The organism is Microbacterium sp. BLY (genome assembly GCF_017939615.1).
Taxonomy (GTDB): Bacteria; Actinomycetota; Actinomycetes; order Actinomycetales; family Microbacteriaceae; genus Microbacterium.
The window spans coordinates 2941058-2967184 of record NZ_JAGKSR010000001.1 but is presented as its reverse complement, the minus strand read 5'-3'; the positions used below and the strand labels follow the sequence as shown (position 1 = coordinate 2967184).

The window sequence follows — 26127 nt, the reverse complement described above, 5'->3', positions numbered from 1 at the left end:
TCGAAATGGCCACCCAATGCTGGGTGGCCATTTTGCGTTTGAGAACGAAAAGAACAGAGAACAGGGAGCACCATGCCGGAAGAGGAAGAGCGCCGTCCACGTCGCAACGACGACAGGAACCAGCGCAGCGATCGTCCTTCCGGAGGGCGCCCTGTGTACCGCGACGGCGGCTCTCGCGCGGGCTCCGGTGACCGTGGCCCGCGTCGTGAGGGTGGGTACAACCGTGATGGTGGTGCTCCGCGTCGCGAGGGCGGTTACAACCGCGATGGTGATGCTCCTCGTCGCGAGGGCGGTTACAACCGCGATGGTGGTGGCCCGCGTCGTGAGGGTGGGTACAACCGTGACGGTGGTGGCCCGCGTCGTGAGGGTGGGTACAACCGTGACGGTGGTGGCCCGCGTCGTGAGGGTGGGTACAACCGCGATGGTGGTGGCCCGCGTCGTGAGGGTGGGTACAACCGCGATGGTGGTGGCCCGCGTCGTGAGGGTGGGTACAACCGCGATGGTGGTGGCCCGCGTCGCGAGGGTGGGTACAACCGTGACGGTGGTGCTCCGCGTCGTGAGGGTGGGTACAACCGTGACGGTGGTGGCCCGCGTCGCGAGGGTGGGTACAACCGCGATGGTGGTGGCCCGCGTCGCGAGGGTGGGTACAACCGTGACGGTGGTGCTCCGCGTCGCGAGGGTGGGTACAACCGTGACGGTGGTGGCCCGCGTCGTGAAGGTGGGTACAACCGCGATGGTGGTGCTCCGCGTCGCGAGGGTGGGTACAACCGCGATGGTGGTGCTCCGCGTCGCGAGGGTGGGTACAACCGCGATGGTGGTGCTCCGCGTCGCGAGGGTGGCTACAACCGCGATGGTGGTGCTCCGCGTCGCGAGGGTGGCTACAACCGCGATGGTGGTGCTCCGCGTCGCGAGGGTGGCTACAACCGCGATGGTGGTGCCCCGCGCCGTGATGGTGGTGCCCCGCGCCGTGATGGTGGTGCCCCGCGCCGTGATGGTGGTGCCCCGCGCCGTGATGGTGGTGCCCCGCGTCGCGAGGGCGGTTTCGACCGGGAGCGGGGGAGTGATCGGTCTCGGTCCTTCCCGCAGCGCGGGGGCGCCGGTCGGGAACGGCCGGCGAACGCGGCGAACGAGCGTCCGCGGTTCGATGAGCCCCGCGTTCCGGACGAGGTCACCGCACGCGACCTTCACCCGTCTGCGCGCAACGAGCTGAAGACACTCAGCAAGGAGAACGCCGAGTTCGTCGCACGGCACCTCGCGATGGCGTCGCGGCTGATCGACGAGGACCCGGCGTCGGCACACGAGCACGCGCTGGCGGCCTCGCGTCGTGCGGGTCGTATCGCGATCGTCCGCGAGACCCTCGGGATCACCGCGTATGCGACCGGTGACTTCGCCCTGGCGCTGCGAGAGCTGCGTACGTACCGTCGGATCTCGGGTAAGGACGACCAGATCGCGCTCATGGTCGACAGCGAGCGCGGCATCGGTCGACCTGACCGCGCGCTGGAGACCGGCCGTGCGGTCGACCGCTCCAGCCTCACCACCCCGGTGCGCGTGGCTCTCGCCATCGCGATGTCCGGCGCCCGTCTCGATCAGGGTGACCTGGAGCTGGCGCTCGGCGAACTCGAGATCCCCGAGCTCGATCCCGATCGTGCGTTCGAGTGGAGCCCGGCGTTGTTCGCTGCACGGGCGGCCGTCCTGGAGGACCTCGGACGCACAGACGAGGCCGAGTTCTGGGCGCACCGCGCCGAGGTCGCAGCGGAGGCCCTCGGGGTCGACGAAGCCGGCGACGAGGAGATCTACGTGGAGGACGGCCTCATCGATGACGAGGACGGTTTCTCCGACGACACCGAGGACATCGACGACACCGACGCGCCCGCTGGTGCTGATGTTGAGCCTGATGCGGCCGATGCCGCTGCGGGGGCCGAGCCCGTAGAGCCGTCCATCGAGGACGAGGTGCGCGAACTGCTCGGTGAGGACGACGAGACGGAGGACGACGCGCCCTCCGCATCCGAGAAGCCGGAGGCGTAGTGGGCCTGTTCACACGGAAGCGGCCGACGGGGCGCACCCCGCTCGACGGCGTGGATACCGTCCTCGCCGACCTCGACGGCGTCGTGTACGCCGGCCCGGGCGCCCTGCCGCACGCGGTCGAGAACCTGAACGCGGCGGCGCGCTCGGTGCGCCTCGGGTACATCACGAACAACGCTTCCCGCACCGACGCCTCCGTGGCCGCGCATCTCACGAGTCTCGGACTCGAGGTCGCACCGCAGGACGTGGTGACGAGCCCGCAGGCGGCGATGCGTCTCCTGTCCGGAATCGTCCCGGCGCCCGCCACGATCCTCGTGGTCGGCGGCGACGGTCTCGTGGACGAGGTGCAGAAGGCGGGCTACACGGTCACCCGCAGTGCGGAGGATGCGCCGCAGGCGGTCGTGCAGGGCTTCGCACCGGAGGTCGCCTGGACGGATCTTGCCGAGGCGGCGTTCGCACTCAAAGTCCCCGAGGACGAGGGCGGCATCCCGTGGATCGCGACGAACACCGACTGGACGATCCCGCGCGAACGCGGCGTCGCCCCCGGCAACGGCACCCTCGTCTCCGCCGTGCACACGGCGATCGGGCGGCTGGCGACGGTGGCGGGCAAGCCGGAGACGCCGATCTTCGAGGAGGCCCTCGCCCGTTTCGGCGCCGCGAAGGCCCTGTTCATCGGTGACCGCCTCGACACCGACATCCTCGGCGCCAGCCGTGCCGGCATCGAGTCCGCACTGGTGCTGACCGGCATCGACCGTCCCAAGCACGTCCTCGCCGCGCCCGAAGGGTCGCGTCCGACCTTCATCCTCGGCGACCTCCGCGGGCTGCATGAGCCGTATCCCGAGCCCACCGTGACCGACGGCGTGTTCGATGTGAACGGCGCCGCCGTCCGCGTCCGGGGCGCGGACGTCGAGATCGTCGCTGAGTCCGGCGACCAGCTCGATCTGCTCCGGGCGGGCGCTGCGGCCATCTGGGCCTCCGGCACGCCGGTGTTCGTCCTCCGGGTCCCGGAGCGCCTGTACGCCGATCCGTTCCACCGTCCCTGAGCCACGCGTGGCGCCGTCGGCCGTCGGCGGCGCCGCGTACAGTGGAAGCGTGAGCGAAGAGACGACGACCAGCGCGCCGACGGACGGCCTGTGGAGCCGCCTGCGTCTGATCGAGGGCCAGCCGCTCACCGCGAGGGCCGAGGCGTACTCCGCTCTCCACGATGAACTCTCCCGTCGCCTCGAGAGCGGTTCCCGGCTGGATCAGCGGGAGACGCCGGGACCACGATGACGCGACTCGACGCCGCCCTCGCGTCCCGAGGACTCGCCCGCTCGCGCACCCATGCCGCCACCCTGATCGCCGAGGGGCTCGTGAGCGTGGACGGCCGTCCGGTGACGAAAGCCTCGACCTCGGTGGACGACACCACCACGATCACGGTGGCAGGGGCCGACCATTACGTCAGCCGTGCCGCGCACAAGCTCCTCGCCGGTCTCGACGGGCTCGCGATCCCCGTCGAGGGCCGGCTCGCGCTCGACATGGGCGCATCGACCGGCGGCTTCACGCAGGTGCTCCGCGAGCGCGGTGCGCGCCGGGTGCTCGCCGTCGATGTGGGGCACGGACAGCTCGCGCCGTCGGTCGCGGCGGATCCGGGAGTCACCGCCGTCGAGGGCTTCAACGTGCGCTACATGACCCGAGAGAGCCTGGCCGAGGCGACGTGGGAGACCGCCGCGCCCGACCTCGTGGTCGGCGACCTGTCCTTCATCTCCCTGGAGCACGTGCTTCCCGCGGTCGTGGCGGTCGCCGCGCCCGGTGCCGATGCGCTGGTCCTCGTCAAGCCGCAGTTCGAAGTGGGCCGCACGGCCGTCCGCGGCGGTCTCGTGACCGATCCGGCCACCCGCGCCGACGCCGTCGCGCGTGTGGTGTGGAGCGCCTGGGACGCGGGGATGGGGATGGCGGGGATCGTTCCCTCCCCGATCCTCGGAACCCACGGCAACGCGGAGTATCTCGTCCACCTCGTGCCGGGCGGCGGCAGCAATCCGACAGAATGGATGGACACCATCAACCGGCTGGCAGGGGGACGATGAACGAGCGCAGGATCCTGGTCGTCGCCCACGCGGGGCGCGTCGACACCGTCGCGGCCGCCCGCCGCGTGACCGACGCCCTCCGGGGTGCGGGTGTCCGGCCCGTCCTCGCGGCGGACGACCATGCCGAGCTCGCCGCGGTCGACCCGTTCTTCCAGGACGTCGACGTGCTGGAGGCGGCCGGCGACCGCGCCACCCTCGAACTCGCGATCGTCCTCGGCGGCGACGGCACCATCCTCCGGGCGGCGGAGCTCGTCCGCGACAGTGGCGCCCCGGTGCTCGGGATCAACATGGGCCATGTGGGATTCCTCGCGGAGATCGACCGCGACGACATGGACGACGCCATGCGGCGCGTCATCGCCCGCGACTATGAAGTCGAGGAGCGCCTGGCGCTGTCGGTCCGGGTGAAGGATGCGTCCGGCGACGTCGTGTACGAGACGTGGGCGCTCAACGAGGCGACCGTCGAGAAGGCGAGCCGGGAGCGCATGATCGAGGTGGTGCTCGAGATCGACGGACGCCCGCTGTCGAGCTTCGGCTGCGACGGCATGGTCATCTCCACCCCGACCGGGTCGACCGCCTACAACTTCTCCGCCGGCGGGCCGGTCATCTGGCCCACCGTGGAGGCCATCGCCGTCGTCCCGCTGTCCGCGCACGCCCTGTTCGCGAAGCCGCTCGTGGTGAGTCCCGACGCCGCCGTGGCGATCGAGATGCTGGAGCGGACCGACGGGTCCGGCATCCTCTGGTGCGACGGCCGCCGCTCGCACGACCTCCCGCCCGGCGCGCGCGTCGTGGTCCGTCGCTCGTCGCGCCCCGTCCGGCTCGCGCGGCTGCATCCCACCGCCTTCACGAATCGTCTCGTCCGCAAGTTCCAGCTGCCCGTCGAGGGATGGCGCGGACAGGAACGGAGGAGCGAGGCATGATCGAGGAGATGCGCATGCAGGGGCTCGGCGTGATCGCCGACGCCGTCCTGCCGCTCGGTCCTGGATTCACCGCCATCACGGGGGAGACGGGTGCGGGGAAGACCATGGTCGTCACCGGCCTCGGACTGCTCCTCGGCCAGCGTGCCGATTCCGGAGCGGTCCGCAAGGGGTCGGCGCAGGCCTCCGTCGCAGGTGTGTGGATCGTGCCGGAATCCGGTGAGGTGGCCGACATCGTCGCCGAAGCCGGGGGAGAACTGGAGCCGGCCGGCGCGGGAACGGCCGAGCTGTACGTCTCGCGCACTCTCAGCGCCGAAGGCCGCAGTCGCGCGAGCGTCGGCGGACGCGCCGCGCCGGCGGGGGTGCTGTCATCGCTCGCCGATGAGCTCATCGTCGTGCACGGACAGTCCGAGCAGCTCCGACTGCGGTCGGCCGCCGCGCAGCGCGACGCCCTCGACCGCTTCGGCGGCGAGCCGATCGCCCGGGCACTGCAGGAGTACCAGGCGGCGTTCGAGCACTGGCGCACTCTCGACGCGGAGATCATCGACATCACCGCCAACCGCGACCGGCGTGCGGAGGAGGCCGCCCGGCTGCGGGAAGACCTCGCGCTGATCGAGGCGACTGCCCCCGAAGAGGGCGAGGACGACGAGCTGACAGCCCGGGCCGAGCGTCTGGCGAATGCCGAGGAGCTGCGCCTCGCGGCCTCCTTGGCGCACAGCGCTCTCTCCCATGAGGAGGGGGAGCCCGATGCGTCGGCGCTGGTGGCGGAGGCCCGGCGGGCGATCGAACGCGTGTCGGACCCGAAGCTCGCGGAGGTCGCCGAGACCCTGGCCGATATCGGCTACCGGATCGCCGATGCCGCCGGCGTGCTCTCCGGCTTCCTCGCCGACCTCGACGAGTCCGGTCCGCACGAGCTGGCGGCCGTCGAGGAGCGCCGGGCGGCGCTCGGCGTCCTCATCCGCCAGCACGGTTCCCTCGCGGAGGCACTCGCCCTGTGGCAGACCGGGTCCGCGCGGCTGGCCGAACTCGACGACGACGGGGAGCGTCTGGAACGCCTCACCGCCGAGCGTGACGCGGCCAGGACGGAACTCGACGTCCGCGCCGACGCTCTCACCGCCGCCCGGAGCGAGGCCGCCGTCCGGCTCGGCGAGGCGGTGACCGCCGAGCTCCACGCGCTCGCGATGCCGGACGCGCGTCTGGAGGTCTCCGTGACCGCCGGCGCCGAGAGCAGCCACGGACGCGACGACGTCGCCATCCTGCTCGCCCCCCACCCGGGCGCCGAACCCCGTTCCGTCGCCAAGGGGGCTTCCGGGGGAGAGCTGTCCCGCGTGATGCTCGCGATCGAGGTCGTCATCGCGGCGACCGACCCGGTTCCCACCTTCGTGTTCGACGAGGTCGACGCGGGCATCGGCGGCGCCGCGGCCATCGAGGTCGGGCGGCGACTCGCCCGACTCGCCGAGAAGTCGCAGGTGATCGCCGTCACCCATCTCGCGCAGGTCGCCGCCTTCGCGAACAACCACCTCACCGTCGTGAAATCGCACGACGGCGCCGTCACCGCCTCCAGCGTGCGGCGGCTCGACGGGGAGGAGCGCGAGGCCGAGATGGCTCGCCTGCTCTCCGGACTCGCGGATTCCGATGCCGCACTCACCCACGCCCGCGAGCTTCTCAGCCTCGGCGTCTGAACGAACTGTTAGGATAGAAGCCCGTGATGAACTCTTCTTCTGCGGGGCCCAAGAACGACACGACCAAGCACATCTTCGTGACTGGTGGTGTCGTTTCGTCTTTGGGCAAGGGGCTCACCGCGGCCAGCCTGGGCAACCTCCTGACCGCCCGCGGGCTCCGCGTGGTCATGCAGAAGCTCGACCCGTATCTGAACGTCGATCCGGGCACCATGAACCCGTTCCAGCACGGTGAGGTCTTCGTCACCGATGACGGCGCGGAGACCGACCTCGACATCGGCCACTACGAGCGCTTCCTCGACATCAACCTGTCCGAGGCGGCCAACGTCACCACCGGCCAGATCTACTCGCAGGTCATCGCACGCGAACGCCGCGGCGAGTACCTCGGCGACACCGTGCAGGTCATCCCGCACATCACGGACGAGATCAAGCGCCGCATGCGGCTGCAGGCGACCGAGGACCCGCGTCCCGACGTGATCATCACCGAGGTCGGCGGCACGGTCGGCGACATCGAGTCGCAGCCGTTCCTTGAGTCGGCCCGCCAGCTGCGTCACGAGCTCGGCCGTGACAACGTGTTCTTCGTGCACGTCTCCCTCGTGCCGTTCATGGGCGCGTCCGGCGAGCAGAAGACCAAGCCGACCCAGCACTCCGTCGCCGCTCTCCGCCAGGTCGGCATCCAGCCCGACGCGCTCGTGCTGCGCAGCGACCGCCCGGTGAGCGCGAGCAACCGCAACAAGATCGCCCTCATGTGCGACGTCGACGTCGAGGGTGTCATCAACACCGTCGACCTGCCGAGCATCTACGACATCCCGTCGACCCTCAACGAGCAGGGCCTCGACTCCTACATCGTGCGCCGCCTCGGCCTCGACCAGAAGGCGGACGACGTCGACTGGACGCGCTGGAACAAGGTGCTGCACGCGGTGCACAACCCCAAGCACGAGGTCACGATCGGTCTCGTCGGCAAGTACATCGACCTGCCCGACGCCTACCTGTCGGTCACCGAGGCGCTCAAGGCCGGCGGCTTCGCGCAGGAGACCAAGGTCCACATCCGCTGGATCCCGTCCGACCTGTGCGAGACGCCCGAGGGTGCGCAGGAGCAGCTGGCCGAACTCGACGGCATCTGCGTGCCCGGTGGCTTCGGCATCCGCGGCATCGAGGGCAAGCTGGGCGCACTGAAGTTCGCCCGTGAGCAGGGCATCCCGACGCTGGGGCTGTGCCTGGGCCTGCAGTGCATGGTGATCGAGTACGCCCGCGATGTCGCCGGGATCGTCGGCGCATCGTCCAGCGAGTTCGACCCGGACACCGCCGAGCCGGTCATCGCGACGATGGCCGAGCAGATCGAGATCCTCGACGGCGGCGACCTGGGGGGCACGATGCGTCTCGGCCTCTACCAGGCGGCTCTCGCGGAGGGCTCGCTGGCGCGCGAGGTCTACGGCGCCGCCGAGGTGTCCGAGCGGCACCGCCACCGCTACGAGGTCAACAACGCCTACCGCGACCGGCTGTCCGAGGCGGGCCTGGTGTTCTCCGGGCTCAACCCGGAACTCGACCTCGTCGAGTACGTCGAGCTGCCGCGGGACGTCCACCCGTACTACATCGCCACGCAGGCGCACCCGGAGCTGCGCTCGCGTCCGACCGACCCGCACCCGCTGTTCCGCGGTCTCGTCGGTGCCGCCATCGCCCGACACCGCGCCAGCGAGCTGTTCGACGTGCCCGTCGATGAGTGAGTCGGGGACGGGCGCCGGGGGCGGGTCGCTGCGCGACGAGCCCTTCGAGCCGGAGGTCGTGAGCAGCGATCTCGTGTACGAGGGCTACGTCTGGGACGTGCGCTCCGACCGGGTCCGCTACGGCGACGGCGAGATCGTCCGGGAGTACGTCGCCCATCCCGGAGCGGTGGCGATCCTCGCTCTGGACGACGAGGAGCGCGTGCTGCTGATCCAGCAGTACCGCCACCCGATCCGTCACCGCGACTGGGAGCTCCCGGCCGGTCTCCTCGACATCGAGGGGGAGGAGCCGGTGGCGGCCGCCCGTCGCGAGCTCGCGGAGGAGGCCGACCTCGTCGCCGCGCAGTGGGAGCCCCTGGTGTCGTCGTGGACGACGCCGGGTGGTAACGACGAGCTCATCCGGGTGTTCCTCGCGACCGGCCTCTCGCCCGCCGAGACGGCGCATGCCCGCGAGGACGAGGAGGCGGACATCCGTGTCGCCTGGGTGCCGCTGGAGGAGGCCGTCGCCGGAGTCCTGGAGGGGCGCTTGCACAACGGCATCCTGTCCATCGGCGTGCTGGCCGCGGCGCAGAGGCTGCGCGACCGGGGCTGAGATGCTGCTCGATCGCGCCCTCGACGCGTACCTGCGTCATGTGACGATCGAGCGCGGCCTCAGCGCACATACGATCGCGGCCTATCGTCGCGACCTCGAGGGCTACCGCGAGTGGCTGGAGGCGGAAGGCATCGTCGACACCGCGGACATCACTCCGGCGGTGGTCGACCGGTTCGTCGCGGACCGCGCCTCGGCGGATCCGCCGCCCGCGGCGACGAGCCTCGCGCGCCTGCAGTCCTCGGTGCGGGGATGGCATCGCTTCCTTGCCAGGGAGGGCATCGAGGCCGACGATCCGAGCGGCCGGCTGCGGCCGCCGAAGACTCCGCGTCGGCTGCCGAAGGCCCTCACGATCGACCAGGTGGAGCGGCTGCTCGCGGCACCCTCCGCCGAGGAGCCCTTGGGTATCCGCGATCGGGCGCTGCTGGAGCTCCTGTACGCGACCGGGGCCCGCGTCTCGGAGGCGGTCGGTCTCGACGTCGACGACATGGCGCACGGCGAGGTGCTGCGCCTGCGCGGCAAGGGGTCGAAGGAACGCATCGTCCCCGTGGGGTCGTATGCCCGCGCGGCCGTCGACGCCTACCTCACCCGGGTGCGCCCCGGCCTGGCGGCGAAGGGGCGCGCGTCCGCCCGCCTCTTCCTCGGCGCCCGGGGTGCCCCGCTGTCGCGCCAGAGCGCCTGGCTGGTGATCCGTTCCGCCGCGGAGCGCGCGCAGCTCACGGCCGAGGTCTCGCCGCACACGCTGCGGCACTCGTTCGCGACCCACCTCCTCCAGGGCGGCGCCGACGTGCGCGTGGTGCAGGAGCTGCTCGGGCACTCGTCGGTCGCGACGACCCAGATCTACACCCACGTCTCGGTGGACGCCCTCCGCGACATCTATGCGACCTCGCATCCTCGGGCGCGCTGACTCCGGCGCTCCGCGGCCATCCCGCCCCGCCCGTCCGCCGCGCGCCGGGACGGCCGGGGAACCCACGGCCGCTACAATCGAGCAAGCACGAAGGAGCAGGAGAACCGGTGGCTGAGAAAGCGGCGAAGTCCAGGGCGAAGGCACAGAAGGCCGACGACATCCCCATGGGACCCACCGGCCGTCCGTATCAGGGCTTCCCGATCCCGGCACCGCTGAAGTCGCATGGTCCCGCCCGCATCATCGCCCTGTGCAACCAGAAGGGGGGCGTCGGCAAGACGACGACCTCCATCAACCTCGCCGCCGCTCTCGCCGAGTACGGCCGCAAGGTGCTCGCCGTGGACTTCGACCCGCAGGGCGCGCTGTCCGCCGGCCTCGGCATCCAGACGCACGACGTGCCCACGGTCTACGACCTCCTGCTCGACACGAAGCGCGATGCGCACGACGCGATCGTGCACTCGAACGTCGCGGGGCTCGACGTCCTGCCGGCGAATATCGACCTCTCCGCCGCGGAGGTGCACCTCGTCAACGAGGTCGCCCGCGAGACGATCCTCGCCCGCGTGCTGCGGCAGGTGGCGGGGGAGTACGACGTCATCCTCATCGACTGCCAGCCGTCGCTCGGCCTGCTGACCGTGAACGCGCTGACGGCGGCGCACGGCGTGATTATCCCGCTCGAGTGCGAGTTCTTCGCGCTGCGTGGGGTCGCGCTCCTCATCGAGACCATCGACAAGGTGCGTGACCGGCTGAACCCCTCCATCGAGATGGACGGACTGCTGGCCACCATGTACGACCCGCGCACCCTGCATTCGCGCGAGGTGCTGGAGCGTGTCGTGGAGGCATTCGGCGACGACGTGCTGGAGACCGTGATCGGCCGCACCGTGAAGTTCCCGGACGCGTCGGTCTCGGGGGTCCCGATCACCGAGTTCGCCCCGGAGCACGCGGCCGCACAGGCATATCTGCGGCTGGCCAGGGAGCTGGTCGCCCGTGGCGCCGTCGCCTGACGAGCTCGCAACCGCTGACGCTCCGCCGACCGCTGAAGCGACGGAGGCCGCGGCGTCCGCCCCGGTCGTCGACGCTCGGGAGGCCGCAAACGGGGACGAGGCCTCCGGCTTCCGCGTCTCGCTGACCAACTTCGACGGGCCGTTCGACCTTCTGCTCAGTCTCATCTCGAAGCACGAGATGGACATCACCGAGGTGTCGCTGAGCGCCGTCACCAACGAGTTCATCGCGTACCTCGCCGACCTCGAGGACGACGAGGAATTGGATCAGGCCTCCGAGTTCCTCGTCGTCGCGGCGACGCTACTCGACATGAAGGTGGCGGGACTCCTCCCGCAGGGCGAACTCGTCGATGCCGAGGCCGTCGCTCTGCTCGAAGCGCGGGACCTGCTGTTCGCCCGTCTGCTGCAGTACCGCGCGTTCAAGGAGGTCTCCGCGTGGTTCGCGCGATGCCTGCAGCGCGAGGACCGGCGTCACGTGCGCGCGGTGCCGCTGGAGGAGAAGCACCGGAAGCAGACCCCCGAGCTCGTCTGGTCGCTCACGGTGGACGACTTCGCGGCGCTGGCGCTCCTGGCGTTCGCGCCGAAGGAGATCCCGCACGTCGGGCTCGACCACCTGCACGCACCCCTCGTCAGCATCCGCGAGCAGGCCGCGATCGTCGTGACGCTGCTGCGCGGTACCGAGTCGCTGAGCTTCCGCGAGCTGGTCGCCGGCGTCACCGAACCGGGCATCGTGGTCGCGCGGTTCATCTCGGTGCTGGAGCTGTACCGCCATGCGGCGCTCTCCTTCGAACAACTGGAACCGCTCGGGGAGCTCACGCTCCGCTGGGCCGCCGACTCTTGGTCGGATGAGACACTCGCGACCCTGGGGGCCGACTATGACCGATGACGTGACCGCGGATCCGCACTCCCCGGACCAGGACGCCGGCCCCGCCACGGCGGCGGGTTCGGAGCTGCCGCTGAGCGAGCGCGTCGAGGCGATCCTCTTCATCGTCGACGAGCCGATCGGCCTCGTGGCCCTCGCTGCGGCGGTCGGCGCGCCGGTGCCGGCGGTGCGGCAGACCCTGGAGACCCTCGTCGCGGACTACGACGGGGGAGGCGCCGGCCCTCGGCGCGGCTTCGAGCTGCGGGAGGTCGGCGGCGGGTGGCGGCTGTACGTGCGCGAGGACCTTGATCCGGTCGTGGCGGAGTTCGTCGGCGGTCAGGCGCCCGCGCGGCTGTCGCAGGCGGCCCTGGAGACCCTCGCGGTGATCGCCTACAAGCAGCCCGTCACGCGGAGTCAGGTCGCATCGATCCGTGCCGTCAACGTCGACTCCGTGGTCCGCACGCTGCTCGCCCGCGGCCTGATCACGGAGTTGTTCGCCGACTCCGAGACCGGCGCGATCAACTACGGCACCACCGACGCGCTGCTGCAGCACCTCGGCATCAACTCGCTCGATGAGCTTCCGCCGATCTCGCCGCTCCTGGATGACGGCGCCGACGGCTTCGACGAAGGGACGGTCCGATGACCCCGCACACCGACGACCCCGCGGCCCCCGAGGGCGTGCGACTGCAGAAGGTGCTGGCGGCGGCCGGCGTGGCGTCCCGGCGCGTGGTCGAGCAGTACATCGTCGAAGGCCGCATCCGGGTGAACGGCCAGGTGGTCAGCGAGCTGGGGCGCCGCATCGATCCCGAGCGCGACCTCGTGGATGTGGACGGTACGGCCGTGCAGCTCGACGTGTCCAAGCGCTACGTGATGCTCAACAAGCCGACCGGCGTGGTCAGCAGCATGCGCGACGAGAGCGGTCGTCCGGACCTTCGGCGCTTCACGAAGGACTACGAGGAGCGGCTGTACAACGTCGGTCGTCTCGACGCCGAGACGAGTGGCCTGCTGCTGCTCACCAACGACGGCGAACTCGCGCACGTGCTCGCGCATCCGTCCTTCGGTGTCACCAAGGTGTACATCGCGAAGGTCGAGGGGACGGTGACCGCGCAGACCATCTCGACGCTCACCAAGGGCATCGAGCTGGAGGACGGTCCCATCGCCGCCGACAAGGCCCGGCTGCTGGACACGTCCCGTGGATCGAGCCTCGTGGAGCTCACGCTGCACTCCGGCCGCAACCGGATCGTGCGCCGGATGATGGCCGCGGTCGGGCATCCCGTCACGGAACTCGTCCGCCGCCAGTTCGGTCCCCTGCACCTGGGAACCCTCCCGGCGGGCAGGACGCGGGAACTGAGTAAAATCGAACTCGGCGCGCTGTTGACTCTCGCGCGCCGGGAATCCGGTGTCGCCGAGGCGCCAGGCGAGCAGGAGAACGAATGACCCAGACGACGAGTGCGCCCGCGGCGCGGAAGACCGGTGCCGTGGCGCCGCGTCTGTCCGGCACCGTGCGCATCGTCGGCGCCGGGCTGCTGGGCGCCAGCGTCGGTCACGCGCTCCGCGCGAAGGGCGTCGACGTGGTCCTCACGGACGCGTCCCCGGCACAGCTGCGCCTCGCGGTCGACTACGGTGCCGGACGTCTTCCGGCCGATGACGACGCTCCCGTGCTCGTCGTCGTGGCGGTGCCGCCGGATGTCACCGCCGACGTGGTCCAGGCCGAGCTGGAGCGCTACCCGCATGCGGTCGTGACGGATGTCGCGAGCGTGAAGCTGGAGCCGTTCCGCACGCTGAAAGAGCGCGGCGTCAACCTCGCGCGCTACATCGGTTCGCACCCGCTCGCGGGCAGGGAACGCGGCGGGGCCATCTCCGCGCGGGCCGACCTGTTCATCGGACGTCCGTGGGTGGTGTGCCGCGACGAGCACACGACGGCGCGGGACCTCGCGTTGGTCGAGGCCCTCGCTCTGGATGTGGGCGCGATGCCGCTCGAGATGACCCCCGAGGAGCACGACCGTTCCGTCGCCCTGACCTCGCACGTGCCGCAGGTCGTCGCGAGCCTCCTCGCCGGGCGGCTCGCCGGGGCGGAGGAGGGTGCACTGCGCCTCGCCGGGCAGGGCGTGCGCGACACGACCCGCATCGCGGCGTCGGCTCCGGAGCTGTGGGTGCAGATCCTCGGGGCCAACGCCACGCCCGTCGTCGAGATCCTCGACGCGCTCGCGACGGATCTGAGCGAGGTCGCCGCTGCGCTCCGTGCGCCCGGCGCCCCCGGCGCCCGCCGCGTGCTGGCGGAGGCCATCCGCCAGGGCAACGACGGCGTCGATCGTCTGCCGGGCAAGCACGGGCAGAACCGGCGCTTCGAGACACTGGTCGTCATGATCGACGACACCCCCGGACAGCTGGGCCGCCTGTTCGGCGAGCTCGGTGAACTGGGCGTCAACGTCGAGGATCTGCGGCTGGAGCATTCGCCCGGCGCGCAGTTCGGCCTCGCCGAGATCAGTGTCGACCCCGCGGCGCTGCACGGCGCGATCACCGGGCTCCAGGAACGCGGCTGGCGCATCGCAGGGAACACCAATGACTGACACCTCCACCGTCTCCGCCACGAAGTTCATCGCCATCGACGGCCCCGCCGGGTCCGGCAAATCGAGCGTGTCCAAGGCCATCGCCCGGCGTCAGGGATACGGCTACCTCGACACGGGGTCCGCCTACCGCGCGCTCGCCTGGCATGTGCTCGACCGGGGTGCCGACACCGACGACGCCGAGGCCGTGCGTTCCGCTGCGGCCGACTTCCCCGTGCGTCTCGGGCTCGACCCGGACGACCGCACCGTCCGCGTGGGCGAGGTCGACGTGACGGACGCGATCCGCGAGCCCCGGGTGTCCGGCGCCGTGAGCGGCGTGGCCCGCGTGCCCGAGGTGCGTGCGCAGGTCAACGAGCTCTTCCGTGCCCTCGTCGCCGAGGCGCCGTACCCGGCCGTCGTCGTGGAAGGACGCGACATCACGACCGTCGTCGCCCCCGACGCGCCCGTCCGCATCCTGCTCACGGCGGCGCCCGAGGTGCGCGCCGCCCGTCGCGCCGGTGAGCTCGCCGGTGAGAACGCCGCCGCCGTGGCGGCCGCCCTGCACAAGCGCGACGCCTCCGACAGTGCGGTCGTCGACTTCCTCAACGCCGCGGACGGCGTCGAGGTCGTCGACTCGACCGCACTCGATTTCCCCCAGACCATCGACGCCGTCCTTTCGGTGATCGAACGACTCCGAGGAGCACACCGTGGCTGACGACGAATACGAAGGCGGTCCCGACCAGCTCGCCGAGAAGATGGACCAACTCGATGAGCAGCTGGCGGAACAGCGCGCGGAGACCCTGCGCGCCGGCCTCGCCGACTACGAACTGGACGACGAGGACGCGGAGCTCCTCGCGGGCATCACCCTCGGCGAAGACGGCATCCAGTACAGCCCCGCGCTGCCCGTGGTGGCGATCGTCGGGCGGCCGAACGTCGGCAAGTCCGCGCTGGTGAACCGCATCCTCGGTCGTCGTGAGGCCGTCGTGGAGGACACCCCCGGTGTCACCCGCGACCGGGTCACGTACAAGGCCGAGTGGAACGACCGTCGCTTCACCGTCGTCGACACCGGCGGCTGGGAGCCCGACGCCCGCGGCATCGACCGTTCCGTCGCAGCCCAGGCCGAGGTCGCGATCGACCTGTCCGATGTCGTGCTGTTCGTCGTGGATGCCATGGTGGGCGCCACGTCGACCGACGAGCACGTCGTGAAGCTGCTGCGCAAGAGCGGCAAGCCGGTCTTCCTCGTCGCCAACAAGATCGACGACGCCCGTCAGGAGCCGGAAGCAGCCGCGCTGTGGAATCTGGGTCTCGGGGAGCCGCACCCCGTCTCCGCGATCCACGGTCGCGGTGTCGCGGACCTGCTCGACGACGTGCTGAAGAAGCTGCCGGAGGTCTCCGCCGTGGCGAAGCAGGAGATCGGCGGCCCGCGCCGTGTCGCGATCCTGGGACGCCCGAACGTCGGCAAGTCCTCGCTGCTGAACAAGGCCGCAGGGGAGGAGCGCGTGGTCGTCAACGACCTCGCCGGCACCACCCGCGACCCGGTGGACGAGGTCGTCGAGCTCGGCGGCAAGATGTGGCGCCTGGTCGACACGGCCGGCATCCGTCGCCGCGTGCACATGGCGCAGGGCGCCGACTTCTATGCCTCGCTGCGCACCTCGGCCGCCCTGGAGAAGGCCGAAGTGGCCGTCGTCGTCCTCGACGTCTCCGAGTCGATCAGCGAGCAGGACGTGCGCATCATCGACCTCGTGCTCGAATCGGGCCGCGCGCTGGTCCTGGCCTTCAACAAGTGGGACCGTCTCAACGACGACGACCTGGAGAACGCCGACCGCCGACGCTACCTGGAGCGCGAGATCGAGCAGGACCTGGCGCACGTCGCCTGGGCCCCGCGCGTGAACATCTCCGCCAAGACGGGCCGTCATCTCGACAAGCTCGTCCCGGCGCTGGAAACGGCGCTGGAGAACTGGGACCGACGGATTCCGACGGGCAAATTCAACGCGTTCCTCGCCGAGCTCGTCGCCGAGCACCCGCACCCGGTGCGGGGTGGGAAGCAGCCGCGCATCCTGTTCGGGACGCAGGCGTCGACCCGTCCGCCGACGTTCGTGCTGTTCACGACCGGATTCCTCGACCCGGGCTACCGCCGATTCATCCAGCGCCGGCTGCGGGAGCTCTACCCGTTCGAGGGCACACCGATCGTCATCAACATGCGGGTGCGCGAGAAGCGTCAGCGCTGACTCGTTGCCGCGCATGTCGCGGCGGTGGCGCCGGAGCCCCGATGCTGTGAAAAGCTGAGGGGGTGACTGTCGTACCTCCCGCCGCCGGTGAACCGCGTCGCCCCGAGGGGCCTCGTGATCCGGGCGATGCCTGGGTCGTCGCGGACACCGGGGAGCGCTACTGGGGGCGCTTCGGCGCCGCCGGTCTGCTCGCCGTCGACCCGGAGCGCGGCATCCTGCTGCAGCATCGCGTGGCGTGGAGCCATTTCGGCGGCACCTGGGGTCTGCCCGGGGGCGCGCTGCACGAGGGTGAGGCGGCGATCGTCGGTGCGATCCGGGAGGCTCAGGAGGAGGCGGGAGTGCCGGATGGTGCGGTGCGGCCGCGCTTCACGAGCGTGCTCGACCTCGGCATCTGGTCCTACACGACCGTCGTCGCCGACGTGCGGACGGCGTTCGATCCTGTGATCAGCGATCCCGAGAGCGTCGCGCTTTCGTGGGTGCCGGTCGAGGAGGTGGACGGGCTGCCGCTGCATCCCGGCTTCGGGGCCGCCTGGCCGGTGCTGCGCGCGCAGCTGTCGGCGCATCCGGTGGTCGTGGTCGACGCCGCCAACGTCGTGGGGTCGGTCCCGGACGGCTGGTGGAAGGACAGGGCGGGTGCGGCCGCGCGTCTGCGCGACCGGCTGACGGGGCTCGCGGTCCCCGGGGACGACCTCGGGCTCGCGGGTGACGCCTGGTTCCCGGAGGTGGCGCTCGTCGTCGAGGGGCGCGCGCGGGACATCGCGGAAGCCGCCGCGGAGAGCTCGCCCGCCGACGTCGCGGCCGCGGAGGCCGGCGTTGCGGGGGCGGCGTTGGACGTGGTGCGCACGGAAGCCGCCGGTGACGATGCCATCGTGGCCGAGGTGGAGCGTCGCGTCGCCACGGCACAGCCGGTGCTGGCCGTGACCAGCGACCGCGAACTGCAGGCGCGTGTCGCGGCGGCCGGCGCCCAGGTGCGCTCGAGCGGCTGGCTCCTGCGACTCCTCGACACCTGAGACCTGTCGGAGTCGCAGGGTGGGAACGGCGCGGAGGCTCGGCCCTCAGGGCGCGCGCAGGTTCTCGGCAGGACGCAGTGTGGCCGCGCGGACAGCCGCAAAGGCGCCGCCGGCGCTCGATACGACCACTCCGAGCAGCACAGCGAGCGGCATCAGCATGACATCGAAGACCGGGGCCCACCGCTGGCTGATCGTGACCGCCAGGATCGCCATCATCCCGACGAAGAGGCCGCCGATCCCGCCCAGGGCACCGACGTACACAGCTTCGACCGCGATCAGGATCCCGATGTCGCGCTCCTTCGCGCCCAGCGCTTTCCGCATGCCGATCTCGCCTCTGCGTGCGTTGACGGCCATGAGGGTCGTGTTGATGAGAGCGGCGACGGCAACGAGCACCGCAAGAAGCGTGAAGGCGACGAGTGTCGCTTGCACGCCGGCTTCGATCTGAACCCTCAATCGGCTGTCATCCGACGCTGCGACGATGGAGATCGCGTCCGGCGCATAGGGATTGATCGCACGCGCGAGTTGCGACGAGACCTGAGGAACGGCTCCGGCCATGGTCGTCACGAGCAGGGTCGCCTCCGGCGCCATGGTGTCCAAGCCCTGTGCCTCCGCGCCGAGCACGAGTTCGCCCCTCCAGAGCGGGAGCCGCGGGGATTCCGTGATGAGACCGGCGACCACGTAGCGTTCACCCGACACCTGGATGGTGGGGGCCAGATCGACGTCAGCGAGCTCGAGGTCCCGGGCGAGGAGATCCCCGACGTAGGCCTCGCCGGGCAGGAGACCGCCGTGGTGCCACTGTGCCTCGTCGATCTCGACCCTCGTCGCCTCTTCCAGGTCCCCCGCGACGACGTGGGGTTGCGCCTGCGCTGTTGCGGCGGGCGTCGTGATCGCGCTCGCGCTCAGGTCGACGACGACCGCGGCGGCTTCCACCCCTCGCACCGTTCGTGCCGTCGACGGCGCCGCGGAGAGCGGTTTCGAGTGCGGCACTTGCGTGGACCATCTGGCGGTCACTTCGCGGGTGAGGTGGGCGTCGAAGGTCTCGGAGACCTGGGCATCGGCAGAAGCGGAGAGGCCGAGGGTGATGATCGACAGCGCGACGGCGATCACCACGGCCATGCACTGTGCAAGTGTCTGGTTCTTCCGCGACGAGATCGATGCCCAGGCGTCGGCCATCATGTCCGCGACGCGAAGGAAAGCCCTCCCATCGCCTCGTGTCGCGACGGCTCCACTCGTCGGAACGTTCGCGAAGGTCGCTCTCGGATTCGATGGTCCCGTGTCCGAGACCACACCTCCATCCGAGATACGGATGATCCGGTCTGCGCGAGCCGCGACTTCCGGAGAGTGGGTCACGATGACGACCGCAGCGCCACCGCGATTCACTCGCTCCAGTTCGGCGAGGACCCGTTCCGTGTTGACCGAATCGAGGTTGCCGGTCGGTTCGTCCGCGAGGACGAGGTGAGCATCGCCGGCCATCGCACGCGCGATCGCGATCCGCTGACGCTGCCCGCCGGACAGAGTGGACGTGTCCTGCCAGGCGATGTCATCCAGGCCCACTGCCGCGAGTGCGCGCATCGATTCCCGCTGCCGCGCACGGAGGGGGACTCCGCGGTACAGGAGATTCAGTCCCACACTGTCCATCGCCGGGCGCCGCTCCAGCAGATGAAAGGCCTGGAAGATGAACGCGATGTGCCGGGCCCGCAATCTCGCCGCTGCGCTGCGGTTCACCGGCCCTGGGTTCTTTCCCGCGAGGAGATACTCGCCGGACGAAGCGTCATCGAGCAGTCCCAGCAGATTCAGCAGAGTGCTCTTGCCGCCGCCTGATGGGCCCACGATGGCCACGAACTCACCGTGGTCGATCGTCAACGTGACGTTGCGCAGCGCGTGAACACGCGGCCCGTGTGGCGGCGTGTAGGTTCGTGAGACGTCACGCAGTTCGATCAAGGTCACGAGGACCCCACTCGAACCCGATCGCCGTCGCGAATCGATGACGGAGACGAGGGCCTGATCGCCGCTTTGCCGTCGAGAGCGCCGAGGACAGTCACCTCGACCTCGGCGAATTCCCCTCCCGGCCGGCGGACGATGACAACCTGATTGGTGTCACCGCGGTCGACCACCGCGATCGTGGGGACGAGGAGCGCCTCCTCATCCACGATGACCTGCGAAGAAACGACTCGCACCTTGGCGTTCGATGCCTGGAGTGGTTCTGAGGGGATCACCGTGACGAGCGACGTGCTGGGAGGTTCGTCGGTCTCGGGCTGGCCGCCTTCAGCGTCCTCTTGGGTGCCGGGGGCGATCGGCTCGATGCTCGAGACCACCCCCTTCGTGACGCCGCCATCCGCTTCGATGGAAACCTCGCCACCCTCAGCGATGTACGTCAGATCCGCGGGCGCGGCCTCGAACGTCACTGTGGTCGTGGTCGAACCGAGGACGATGTCAGATTCACCCTCCGCTCCCACGGCACTGCCCACCGCCAGTGCGCTCAGAGAAGCAGACGGAAGAACCTTGACGCCGAGTATCTCGGAGTAGGGGACGAATGCCGTGCTCGTTCCGGAGTCGGTCCCTGCCTTCGGGTCCTGTGGTCGAGCCGCGGGGTCGGAGGTGCTCGCACCGCTGTCGGCCTCGCCGCCCCGTGTGGCCGGGGCGTAATGGTTCGTGGCGTACCAGTCCCGGACGGCGATCTCCGTCTGCGCGCCGAACGAGCCGTCGATGTCGAGCGAGTACCCCAAGCTCTGCAGCGTCTCCTGCAGAGACGCCACATCAGGACCCTGATCGCCGACTCCGACATCACGGTAGAACGGGAACGCGGACTGCACGACGAAGACGGGGCGGCCGTTGACCTCAGTCAAGACCTGACCGGTGGTCACGGTCATACCCTTGTTCACCGGGTGTGCCGTAACCACGGAGCGCAGCGCGTCGGACGGCACCGCCAGGCTCAGGGACTCCTGGTTCTCGGCGACGATGCTCCCGGAGAACGCTGTCTCGCGAACGAGCTTTCCGGTGGTCACCGTGGCAAGGATGGGGGTCGATGCGGGCGGGGCGGTCGCGGCATCCCGCTGGGCTGATGATTGGAAGACCGTTGCAAGGGCCCACCCGGCAGTCAGCGCGACAAGAGCCGAAAGAAGAAGGATGACGAACGGCCGGATCCTCCTCGCGGCGGATCCGCGGGGGAGGGAGGCGTCCTCGGTCATCGGGTCCAGATCGCCACCTCGCCGGATGAACCTCATTTCGACGGCGCGTTCGATGCGATCACTGTCTTCAGCTCGTCCATATGAGCGACCGCTTCGTCCCGAATCCGGTCGAGTTTGTCGCGGTTGTTTCTCACGAGAATCTCTTGCGCCGCCCATTCGGCTTGATACCGGGCTTCGGCGTAACCGCTGGATTCACGGCACTGCGCGTCGGCCTCGGCAACGGAGATCTCCTCCGACGATGCCGCCTCGGTCAGGTGGGAGCCGAACAGTCCGAACTCCTGTGCCATCGTGGTCGTCGGCATCTCGCTCCACGGATCTGTCGGCAGGTCGAACGTGACGAGATCCGAGAGGCATGCTCGCCACGATCGCGCTGCGTCGCGAACGGAGTCATCCGACGAGATCTCATCGCGCGCTTGCATCTCGAGGCTGGCGACATAGTTCAACCCATCGGCACCTGCCACCGTCTTCTCGCTCCGCGCATCTTCTCCGCACGCTTCGAACCGGGAACGAAACTCACCGTCCGGATCGTAGGAATTCGTCCATGCCGTGAACTCTGCCCATGCGCGTGCATCCGCGGGATTCGCTGCGGGCGCATCGTGGTAGCCGTAGCGGCGCGCGATGTCGGAGTTGAAGATCTTGAGAGCCGCGTCGTTGACCGTCTCAGGCGGAGGGAACTCGGTGTCCTGCCACGGCACCGGCCACTCGTAGCCCTGTACCTCGAGACATTTCGCGATCAGCAGTTGTTCGGCGTAGTTGCTCAGTGACGGCTCGAATGCCTTGAATTCGTCCAGTGGCATCGTCCACATGGATCGATTCTGCACGATCGTCTGCGGGGGCTCAGGAGCCTGACAGCCCGTCAAGACCAGGATGCAGGCAACCGCCGTTGCCGACCCGATGATCCAGCAGCGGCCGTTGCGCGTACTCAGTTGCACGTGGCGGTTCCCCTCTCCATCTCGCCGGAAGTGACGTATCCCGAGGACGCCCGATCGCGGAATCTGCAACAGGAGGATCCGGCTTGCCGGTGCCGCGCACGGCGGTGGCTTCAAAGCCCTGCGGCGGGTTCGGATACGGGACATCGGCAGCCTGCGACGAGGCTCCGGCCCTCAGGATAGACGCGAGGATGGCCACTCTCCATCACCCGGAGCGGAAGCATATTGGCATGCTCAGAAGGCCGGCCATCGGGTGCCCCGTGGGCGAACGGAGAGGGGCCGGGAATCGCCCGTGCCGGTCGATCCGACCGGTCAGTCGTGCGCGATGTCGCCTCGACCGCGGAGGCGATCGATGTCCCGACGCTCCCGCTTCGTCGGGCGCCCCGCGCCGCGGTCACGGACAGCGAGGGCCGCCTGGGGCTCTCGTTCCGGTGTGCGGTCGTCATAGGCGAGGGCGGCGAGCGGCGCGCCGACGCGCTTGACGAGGAGCTGTTTCACGATCAGGATCCGGTCGAAACCCGCGATCCGAACGCGGAGCTCGTCTCCGATGCGCACCGCCTGCGCGGCTTTCGCCTTGTCACCGTTGACGCGCACATGCCCCGCACGGCACGCGGTCGTCGCCGCTGATCGCGTCTTGTACATCCGGATGGCCCAGAGCCAGCTGTCCACCCGTGCGCTGTCGGCCATCAGGCGGCCTTCCGTCGCAGGGAGAGAAGAGCGCCAGCCACGATCAGCCCCTGCCCGAGTGTGTACGTGAGCATCACGGCGGGGCTGCTCCAGGCCGGAAGAGCGTCCGGGAGGAAGAGACGGAAGGCGAGGATCGTATCGCTCGCCAGGAAGAATGCCCCGCCGACCGCCACCAGCGGATCGCAGCGGGCGGCGAAGGCGGCGGTGCCGGCGAGCAGCAGACCGTAGAGCCCGACGGCCGCGAGGAGCCCACCGGTGTGCGGCCCGAGCACGACGATCATCGCGAGCCACCACACCGCGTACACCGTCGTCCACCAGGGGAGGCGACGGCGAGCGAGATGGCGTGCGAACAGGAGGATGTAGGCGACGTGCGCGAGACCGAAGAACCCGAGCATGAGCGGGAGCTCGGGGGCGGTGGGGAACAGCGCGCCGGCGCCGTCTCCCAACCAGGAGAACAGGAGGGCGATCAGGAGCAGTGCGGCGGTGACGGGAGGACGGATCCGTCGCGCCGACACCAGCACTGGGACCGCCAGCAGCGGCATGAGCAGCAGCTTCGACGGGCCAGCGAGGTCATGGTCGAGCGCGAGGAGCACCACATGCACGAGAGACACGGCGACGTAGGGAACGAAGGCCCACACGATCACGGACGGGCGGGCGCTGCGCTGCATCCTCCCATCGTATGACCGAGGCGACGGCGCGTCCCGAGCGCCGGAGGCGGCGAGGCGGCGGATCAGGATTCCACGGTCACGTTGGCCACGTCGCCGCCTGCATCCAGGTGCACGGCCGGCCAGTAGCCGTCCGGGAAATGTTCGCCGCAGGTGTCGGTGAAGTGGAGCACGATGGTGCCGTCGGCCGCGGCTTCGACCGTCTCGAGCTCCAGGTCGGCCGCGGCTTCGTCGAGCTCGGTGGCGGCGGATTCCCCGGTGCTGAAGGCCGTGACCACAGCGTCGGAGGCGGCGCGACGGGTGGCGGGCAGGTCGGCGAGGGTCGCACGAAGCCGGGGGAGCAGCGGCGCGATCTCGTCCGGCGTCGTGCCCTCGACCATCACCTCGTACGTGTAGCCGTCGATCTCGGTGCTGCCGACGAACCAGTCGTGGGTGAGGACCGTGCCGTCTTCGAGAGTCGAGGTCGCCCGCCGAAGGGAGCTGAGACCGGAATCGTCGAGGGAAGAAGGCGCGTCACTCATGCCTTCACGCTAGCGGTTCGCGTTCCCCGAAAGGTCGAGCGCGACGAGCACGCGGCCGGGTTTCATGACCGTCTTCTGTTGGAATCCCGCGCGGAGGAATGTGCCGAGCGTGCCGTGGTACAGATCGTTCGCGCGCTGCTGCTCGCCGCGGGTGTCGACCGGGTATGCCTCGAGGACGCGCGCACCCGCGTCGCGCGCGTACTCCACCGCCGCACGAAGCAGCGCGGCGGTGAGCCCGACTCCGCGATGCTCCCGGCGGACGACGACACAGGTCACGGCCCACACCGACTCGTCGTCGAACGCCTCGGTGGTGGCCGCGGCGATCATGCGGGTGTGGGGGATCCGGGCTTGGCGGGGTCGCGGTCCGACCCGGATCCACCCGGCGGCCTCGCCGTCGACGTACGCGACCAGTCCGGGCGGCGGCCCCTCATCGATCTCGGCGCGGAACATCTCCGTGCGCTGCGGCGTGCTCGTCTGATTCCAATCCTTGTTCCGCAGGATCGGCCACATGCACTGGCAGCTGGCGCCATCGCCGCCGCCGGTGAGCGCACGCTGCACGTCGTTCCACCGCGCGGTCGTCGCCGGCTCGGTCGTGATCGTCGACATGCAGGCGACCGTACAAGCAGCCTCCGACACCCCGCAATGCCTCGGTTCGCGAGACGGCCTCCGGTGCGGCTAAGATAGGGGAGTTGCCTGCGCGAGAGTGCAGAACAACGGGCTGTGGCGCAGCTTGGTAGCGCACTTGACTGGGGGTCAAGGGGTCGCAGGTTCAAATCCTGTCAGCCCGACGGAAAAGCCCTGATGAGAAGCGATTCTCATCAGGGCTTCGTCATGTCTGGCGACCGGTTCTCGCCGGTCCCACTCTGGTCCCCTCGTCAAGGTGTCGGCTATCCAGGTGGCTCCGGCGTGCCGGAGGCCGTGCCAAGCGAGGTCGGGGAGGCCGAGATCACTGACGATCTGGGCCGTCACCGGTCGACTTGACCTCAACTTAAGTTGAGGTTTTAGCATCAGGGGCATGCCTTCGACACTCCTGACATCACGCGATTCACGACTTCCCGATGCCCTCCTCGAGAGGCTCCGCCGCGTCACGGGCGACGAGAAACACGACTCCGCCGCGCACTCGACCCTCGACGTACTGTGGGTGCTGCACGACCGGGTCCTCGACTCTCCGGGTGGCGATCGCTTCCTCCTCTCCAAGGGGCACGGCCCTGCCTCGTACTACGCGGTGCTGGCGGCCCTCGGCCTCATCCCCGATTCCTGGCTCGACGACCTCGGCGGAATCGACTCGCCGCTCGGACATCACCCTGACCGCCTGCTGATCCCGCCGGTGGAGATATCGAGCGGCTCCCTCGGCCACGGCCTGCCGATCGCCGTCGGGCTGGCGCGGGGGCTCGAGATCGCCGGTGAAGCGGGTCGGATCTTCGTGCTCGTCGGCGATGCCGAGCTCGACGAGGGCAGCAACCACGAGGCGATCGCCGTCGCCGCGCGGTGGTCTCTGGGGCGGCTGCACTGCATCGTCATCGACAACGCGTCGGCCTCCTTGGGGTGGACGGGTGGCATCGCCTCCCGTTTCGCCGTCGAAGGATGGGCCACGGCCGACGTCGACACGGCCGATCACGACGGGCTCGCGGCGGCGCTCTCGGCGCGGGGCCCCGAGCCTCGCGTCACAGTCGTCCACACCCCGGCCAAGGGGGCCTGATGCGTACCCGCTTCTACGACGCCATGTCGGATCTGCTCGTCCACGATCCTCAAGCCGCTCTCGTGCTCGCCGATATCGGCCCGACCCGGCTCCTCGCCGGCACGTCGACGGGGGACCGCGTGGTGAACGTCGGGATCCGTGAGCAGGCCATGATCGGAGTGGCGGCAGGCCTCGCCCTCGCCGGGCTCCGCCCCGTCGTCCACACCTACGCCCCCTTCCTCGTGGAGCGTCCGTTCGAGCAGATCAAGCTCGACCTTTCGCACCAGGACCTCGGCGCCGTCCTGGTCTCCATCGGCGCCAGCTACGACGCCTCCGTCGAGGGAAGGACACACCAGAGTCCGGGGGATGTCGCCCTGTTGTCCACGCTGCCGGACTGGTGTGTGCACACGCCCGGCCACCCCGACGAAGTCGAAGCGGTCACCCGTCGTGCCGTCGCCGCACGCGATCGGCAGTACATCCGCCTGTCCACCCAGCAGAATCCGGATCCGTTCCCCGCCGACGGGTCGGTACACGCCGTCCGGCAGGGGACGGGAACCCTCCTGCTCGCGATCGGTCCGATGCTCGCCCCGGCGCTGGCGGCGACGAGCGACCTCGAGGTCGGCGTCGCCTACACCTCCACCCCGCTCCCGCTCGACGGCGCCGGGCTTCGCCGCCTCGCCGACGGGTACGACCGGCTCCTCGTCCTCGAGCCGTTCTTGGAGGGAACCCTGGCCTACGCCGTGTCGACAGCGCTCCGCGGTTCCCCCCTCCGGATCGAGCACTTGGGGGTCGGGCATGCCGAACGGCGCCATTACGGCACGCCGGCCGATCATGCCCGGTTGCACGGCCTCGACGCCGCGGGCATCCGGCGGCGCCTGCGCTCCTCCTCATGAGGGTTCGGCCCGCGCCGGGGCGCCGTC

General features: G+C 70.1%; 27 protein-coding genes and 1 tRNA gene. 21 read left to right on the top strand and 7 right to left on the bottom strand.

Going from position 1 to position 26127, the window contains the following annotated elements; all coding sequences use genetic code 11:
• Positions 1 to 187 precede the first annotated feature (187 nt).
• The 18 genes from KAF39_RS14550 (at position 188) to KAF39_RS14465 (ending at position 17539) form a co-directional block, all read left to right on the top strand.
• Positions 188 to 1210, top strand: a complete 1023-nt coding sequence (locus tag KAF39_RS14550) for a hypothetical protein (RefSeq protein ID WP_210677886.1) — start codon at positions 188 to 190, stop codon at positions 1208 to 1210.
• 47 nt (positions 1211 to 1257) lie between these two features.
• Positions 1258 to 2025, top strand: coding sequence for a hypothetical protein (locus tag KAF39_RS14545; protein WP_210677885.1), 768 nt, complete (start codon positions 1258 to 1260; stop codon positions 2023 to 2025).
• Positions 2025 to 3065 carry an HAD-IIA family hydrolase gene (locus KAF39_RS14540; RefSeq protein WP_210677884.1) on the top strand — a complete coding sequence of 347 codons (1041 nt, stop codon included), beginning with the start codon at positions 2025 to 2027 and terminating at the stop codon, positions 3063 to 3065. The genes KAF39_RS14545 and KAF39_RS14540 overlap by 1 nt, the downstream gene beginning before the upstream one ends.
• Before the next feature lie 49 nt (positions 3066 to 3114).
• A complete protein-coding gene (locus KAF39_RS14535) occupies positions 3115 to 3294 on the top strand; it encodes a hypothetical protein (RefSeq protein ID WP_210677883.1) in 180 nt (59 codons plus the stop codon).
• Positions 3291 to 4088: a TlyA family RNA methyltransferase gene (locus tag KAF39_RS14530; RefSeq protein ID WP_210677882.1), complete on the top strand. Its 798-nt coding sequence runs from the start codon at positions 3291 to 3293 to the stop codon at positions 4086 to 4088. The genes KAF39_RS14535 and KAF39_RS14530 overlap by 4 nt, the downstream gene beginning before the upstream one ends.
• Entirely contained in the window at positions 4085 to 5005 is a 921-nt protein-coding gene (locus tag KAF39_RS14525) for an NAD kinase (protein WP_210677881.1), read from the top strand. The genes KAF39_RS14530 and KAF39_RS14525 overlap by 4 nt, the downstream gene beginning before the upstream one ends.
• Positions 5002 to 6684: a DNA repair protein RecN gene (gene recN / locus KAF39_RS14520; RefSeq protein ID WP_210677880.1), complete on the top strand. Its 1683-nt coding sequence runs from the start codon at positions 5002 to 5004 to the stop codon at positions 6682 to 6684. Before KAF39_RS14525 ends, recN begins: the two co-directional genes overlap by 4 nt.
• Before the next feature lie 26 nt (positions 6685 to 6710).
• Positions 6711 to 8405, top strand: coding sequence for a CTP synthase (locus KAF39_RS14515; RefSeq protein ID WP_210677879.1), 1695 nt, complete (start codon positions 6711 to 6713; stop codon positions 8403 to 8405).
• Positions 8398 to 8994, top strand: coding sequence for an NUDIX hydrolase (locus tag KAF39_RS14510; RefSeq protein ID WP_210677878.1), 597 nt, complete (start codon positions 8398 to 8400; stop codon positions 8992 to 8994). Before KAF39_RS14515 ends, KAF39_RS14510 begins: the two co-directional genes overlap by 8 nt.
• Position 8995: 1 nt before the next feature.
• A complete protein-coding gene (gene xerD, locus KAF39_RS14505) occupies positions 8996 to 9898 on the top strand; it encodes a site-specific tyrosine recombinase XerD (RefSeq protein WP_210677877.1) in 903 nt (300 codons plus the stop codon).
• 164 nt (positions 9899 to 10062) lie between these two features.
• Positions 10063 to 10896 (top strand): ParA family protein, encoded by an 834-nt coding sequence (locus tag KAF39_RS14500; protein WP_210678076.1) that lies wholly within the window; start codon positions 10063 to 10065, stop codon positions 10894 to 10896.
• Positions 10880 to 11779: a ScpA family protein gene (locus KAF39_RS14495; RefSeq protein ID WP_210677876.1), complete on the top strand. Its 900-nt coding sequence runs from the start codon at positions 10880 to 10882 to the stop codon at positions 11777 to 11779. Before KAF39_RS14500 ends, KAF39_RS14495 begins: the two co-directional genes overlap by 17 nt.
• The gene (scpB, locus tag KAF39_RS14490) at positions 11769 to 12398 is read left to right on the top strand and encodes an SMC-Scp complex subunit ScpB (RefSeq protein WP_210677875.1); all 630 of its coding nucleotides are present in this window, start codon (positions 11769 to 11771) and stop codon (positions 12396 to 12398) included. The genes KAF39_RS14495 and scpB overlap by 11 nt, the downstream gene beginning before the upstream one ends.
• Positions 12395 to 13192, top strand: coding sequence for a pseudouridine synthase (locus KAF39_RS14485; RefSeq protein WP_210677874.1), 798 nt, complete (start codon positions 12395 to 12397; stop codon positions 13190 to 13192). Before scpB ends, KAF39_RS14485 begins: the two co-directional genes overlap by 4 nt.
• Complete coding sequence (locus KAF39_RS14480) at positions 13189 to 14325, top strand: prephenate dehydrogenase (protein ID WP_210677873.1); 1137 nt, start codon at positions 13189 to 13191, stop codon at positions 14323 to 14325. Before KAF39_RS14485 ends, KAF39_RS14480 begins: the two co-directional genes overlap by 4 nt.
• On the top strand, positions 14318 to 15016 hold the full coding sequence (cmk, locus tag KAF39_RS14475) for a (d)CMP kinase (protein ID WP_210677872.1): 699 nt from the start codon (positions 14318 to 14320) through the stop codon (positions 15014 to 15016). The genes KAF39_RS14480 and cmk overlap by 8 nt, the downstream gene beginning before the upstream one ends.
• 40 nt (positions 15017 to 15056) lie before the next feature.
• Complete coding sequence (gene der, locus KAF39_RS14470) at positions 15057 to 16529, top strand: ribosome biogenesis GTPase Der (RefSeq protein ID WP_246878766.1); 1473 nt, start codon at positions 15057 to 15059, stop codon at positions 16527 to 16529.
• A gap of 62 nt (positions 16530 to 16591) precedes the next feature.
• Positions 16592 to 17539 (top strand): NUDIX domain-containing protein, encoded by a 948-nt coding sequence (locus KAF39_RS14465; RefSeq protein ID WP_210677870.1) that lies wholly within the window; start codon positions 16592 to 16594, stop codon positions 17537 to 17539.
• Between the two features lie 45 nt (positions 17540 to 17584).
• Here the strand turns inward: KAF39_RS14465 and KAF39_RS14460 are convergent, their stop codons facing one another.
• From KAF39_RS14460 to KAF39_RS14430, 7 genes are all read right to left on the bottom strand, one after another.
• The gene (locus KAF39_RS14460) at positions 17585 to 19486 is read right to left on the bottom strand and encodes an ATP-binding cassette domain-containing protein (RefSeq protein WP_210677869.1); all 1902 of its coding nucleotides are present in this window, start codon (positions 19484 to 19486) and stop codon (positions 17585 to 17587) included.
• Positions 19483 to 20727 (bottom strand): peptidoglycan-binding domain-containing protein, encoded by a 1245-nt coding sequence (locus KAF39_RS14455; RefSeq protein ID WP_210677868.1) that lies wholly within the window; start codon positions 20725 to 20727, stop codon positions 19483 to 19485. The genes KAF39_RS14460 and KAF39_RS14455 overlap by 4 nt, the downstream gene beginning before the upstream one ends.
• 32 nt (positions 20728 to 20759) lie before the next feature.
• Positions 20760 to 21659 carry a hypothetical protein gene (locus tag KAF39_RS14450; RefSeq protein ID WP_210677867.1) on the bottom strand — a complete coding sequence of 300 codons (900 nt, stop codon included), beginning with the start codon at positions 21657 to 21659 and terminating at the stop codon, positions 20760 to 20762.
• 309 nt (positions 21660 to 21968) lie between these two features.
• On the bottom strand, positions 21969 to 22343 hold the full coding sequence (locus tag KAF39_RS14445) for an RNA-binding S4 domain-containing protein (RefSeq protein ID WP_210677866.1): 375 nt from the start codon (positions 22341 to 22343) through the stop codon (positions 21969 to 21971).
• A complete protein-coding gene (locus KAF39_RS14440) occupies positions 22343 to 23011 on the bottom strand; it encodes a lysoplasmalogenase family protein (RefSeq protein ID WP_210677865.1) in 669 nt (222 codons plus the stop codon). Before KAF39_RS14440 ends, KAF39_RS14445 begins: the two co-directional genes overlap by 1 nt.
• A 62-nt stretch (positions 23012 to 23073) precedes the next feature.
• The gene (locus KAF39_RS14435; protein ID WP_210677864.1) at positions 23074 to 23529 is read right to left on the bottom strand and encodes a hypothetical protein; all 456 of its coding nucleotides are present in this window, start codon (positions 23527 to 23529) and stop codon (positions 23074 to 23076) included.
• 9 nt (positions 23530 to 23538) lie between these two features.
• The gene (locus KAF39_RS14430) at positions 23539 to 24135 is read right to left on the bottom strand and encodes a GNAT family N-acetyltransferase (protein WP_210677863.1); all 597 of its coding nucleotides are present in this window, start codon (positions 24133 to 24135) and stop codon (positions 23539 to 23541) included.
• 108 nt (positions 24136 to 24243) lie between these two features.
• On the opposite strand from KAF39_RS14430, the gene KAF39_RS14425 reads away from it, so the two are divergent.
• From KAF39_RS14425 to KAF39_RS14415, 3 genes are all read left to right on the top strand, one after another.
• A tRNA-Pro gene (locus KAF39_RS14425) sits at positions 24244 to 24317 on the top strand.
• Between the two features lie 227 nt (positions 24318 to 24544).
• Entirely contained in the window at positions 24545 to 25228 is a 684-nt protein-coding gene (locus KAF39_RS14420; protein ID WP_210677862.1) for a transketolase, read from the top strand.
• On the top strand, positions 25228 to 26100 hold the full coding sequence (locus tag KAF39_RS14415; protein ID WP_210677861.1) for a transketolase family protein: 873 nt from the start codon (positions 25228 to 25230) through the stop codon (positions 26098 to 26100). The genes KAF39_RS14420 and KAF39_RS14415 overlap by 1 nt, the downstream gene beginning before the upstream one ends.
• Positions 26101 to 26127: the final 27 nt, after the last annotated feature.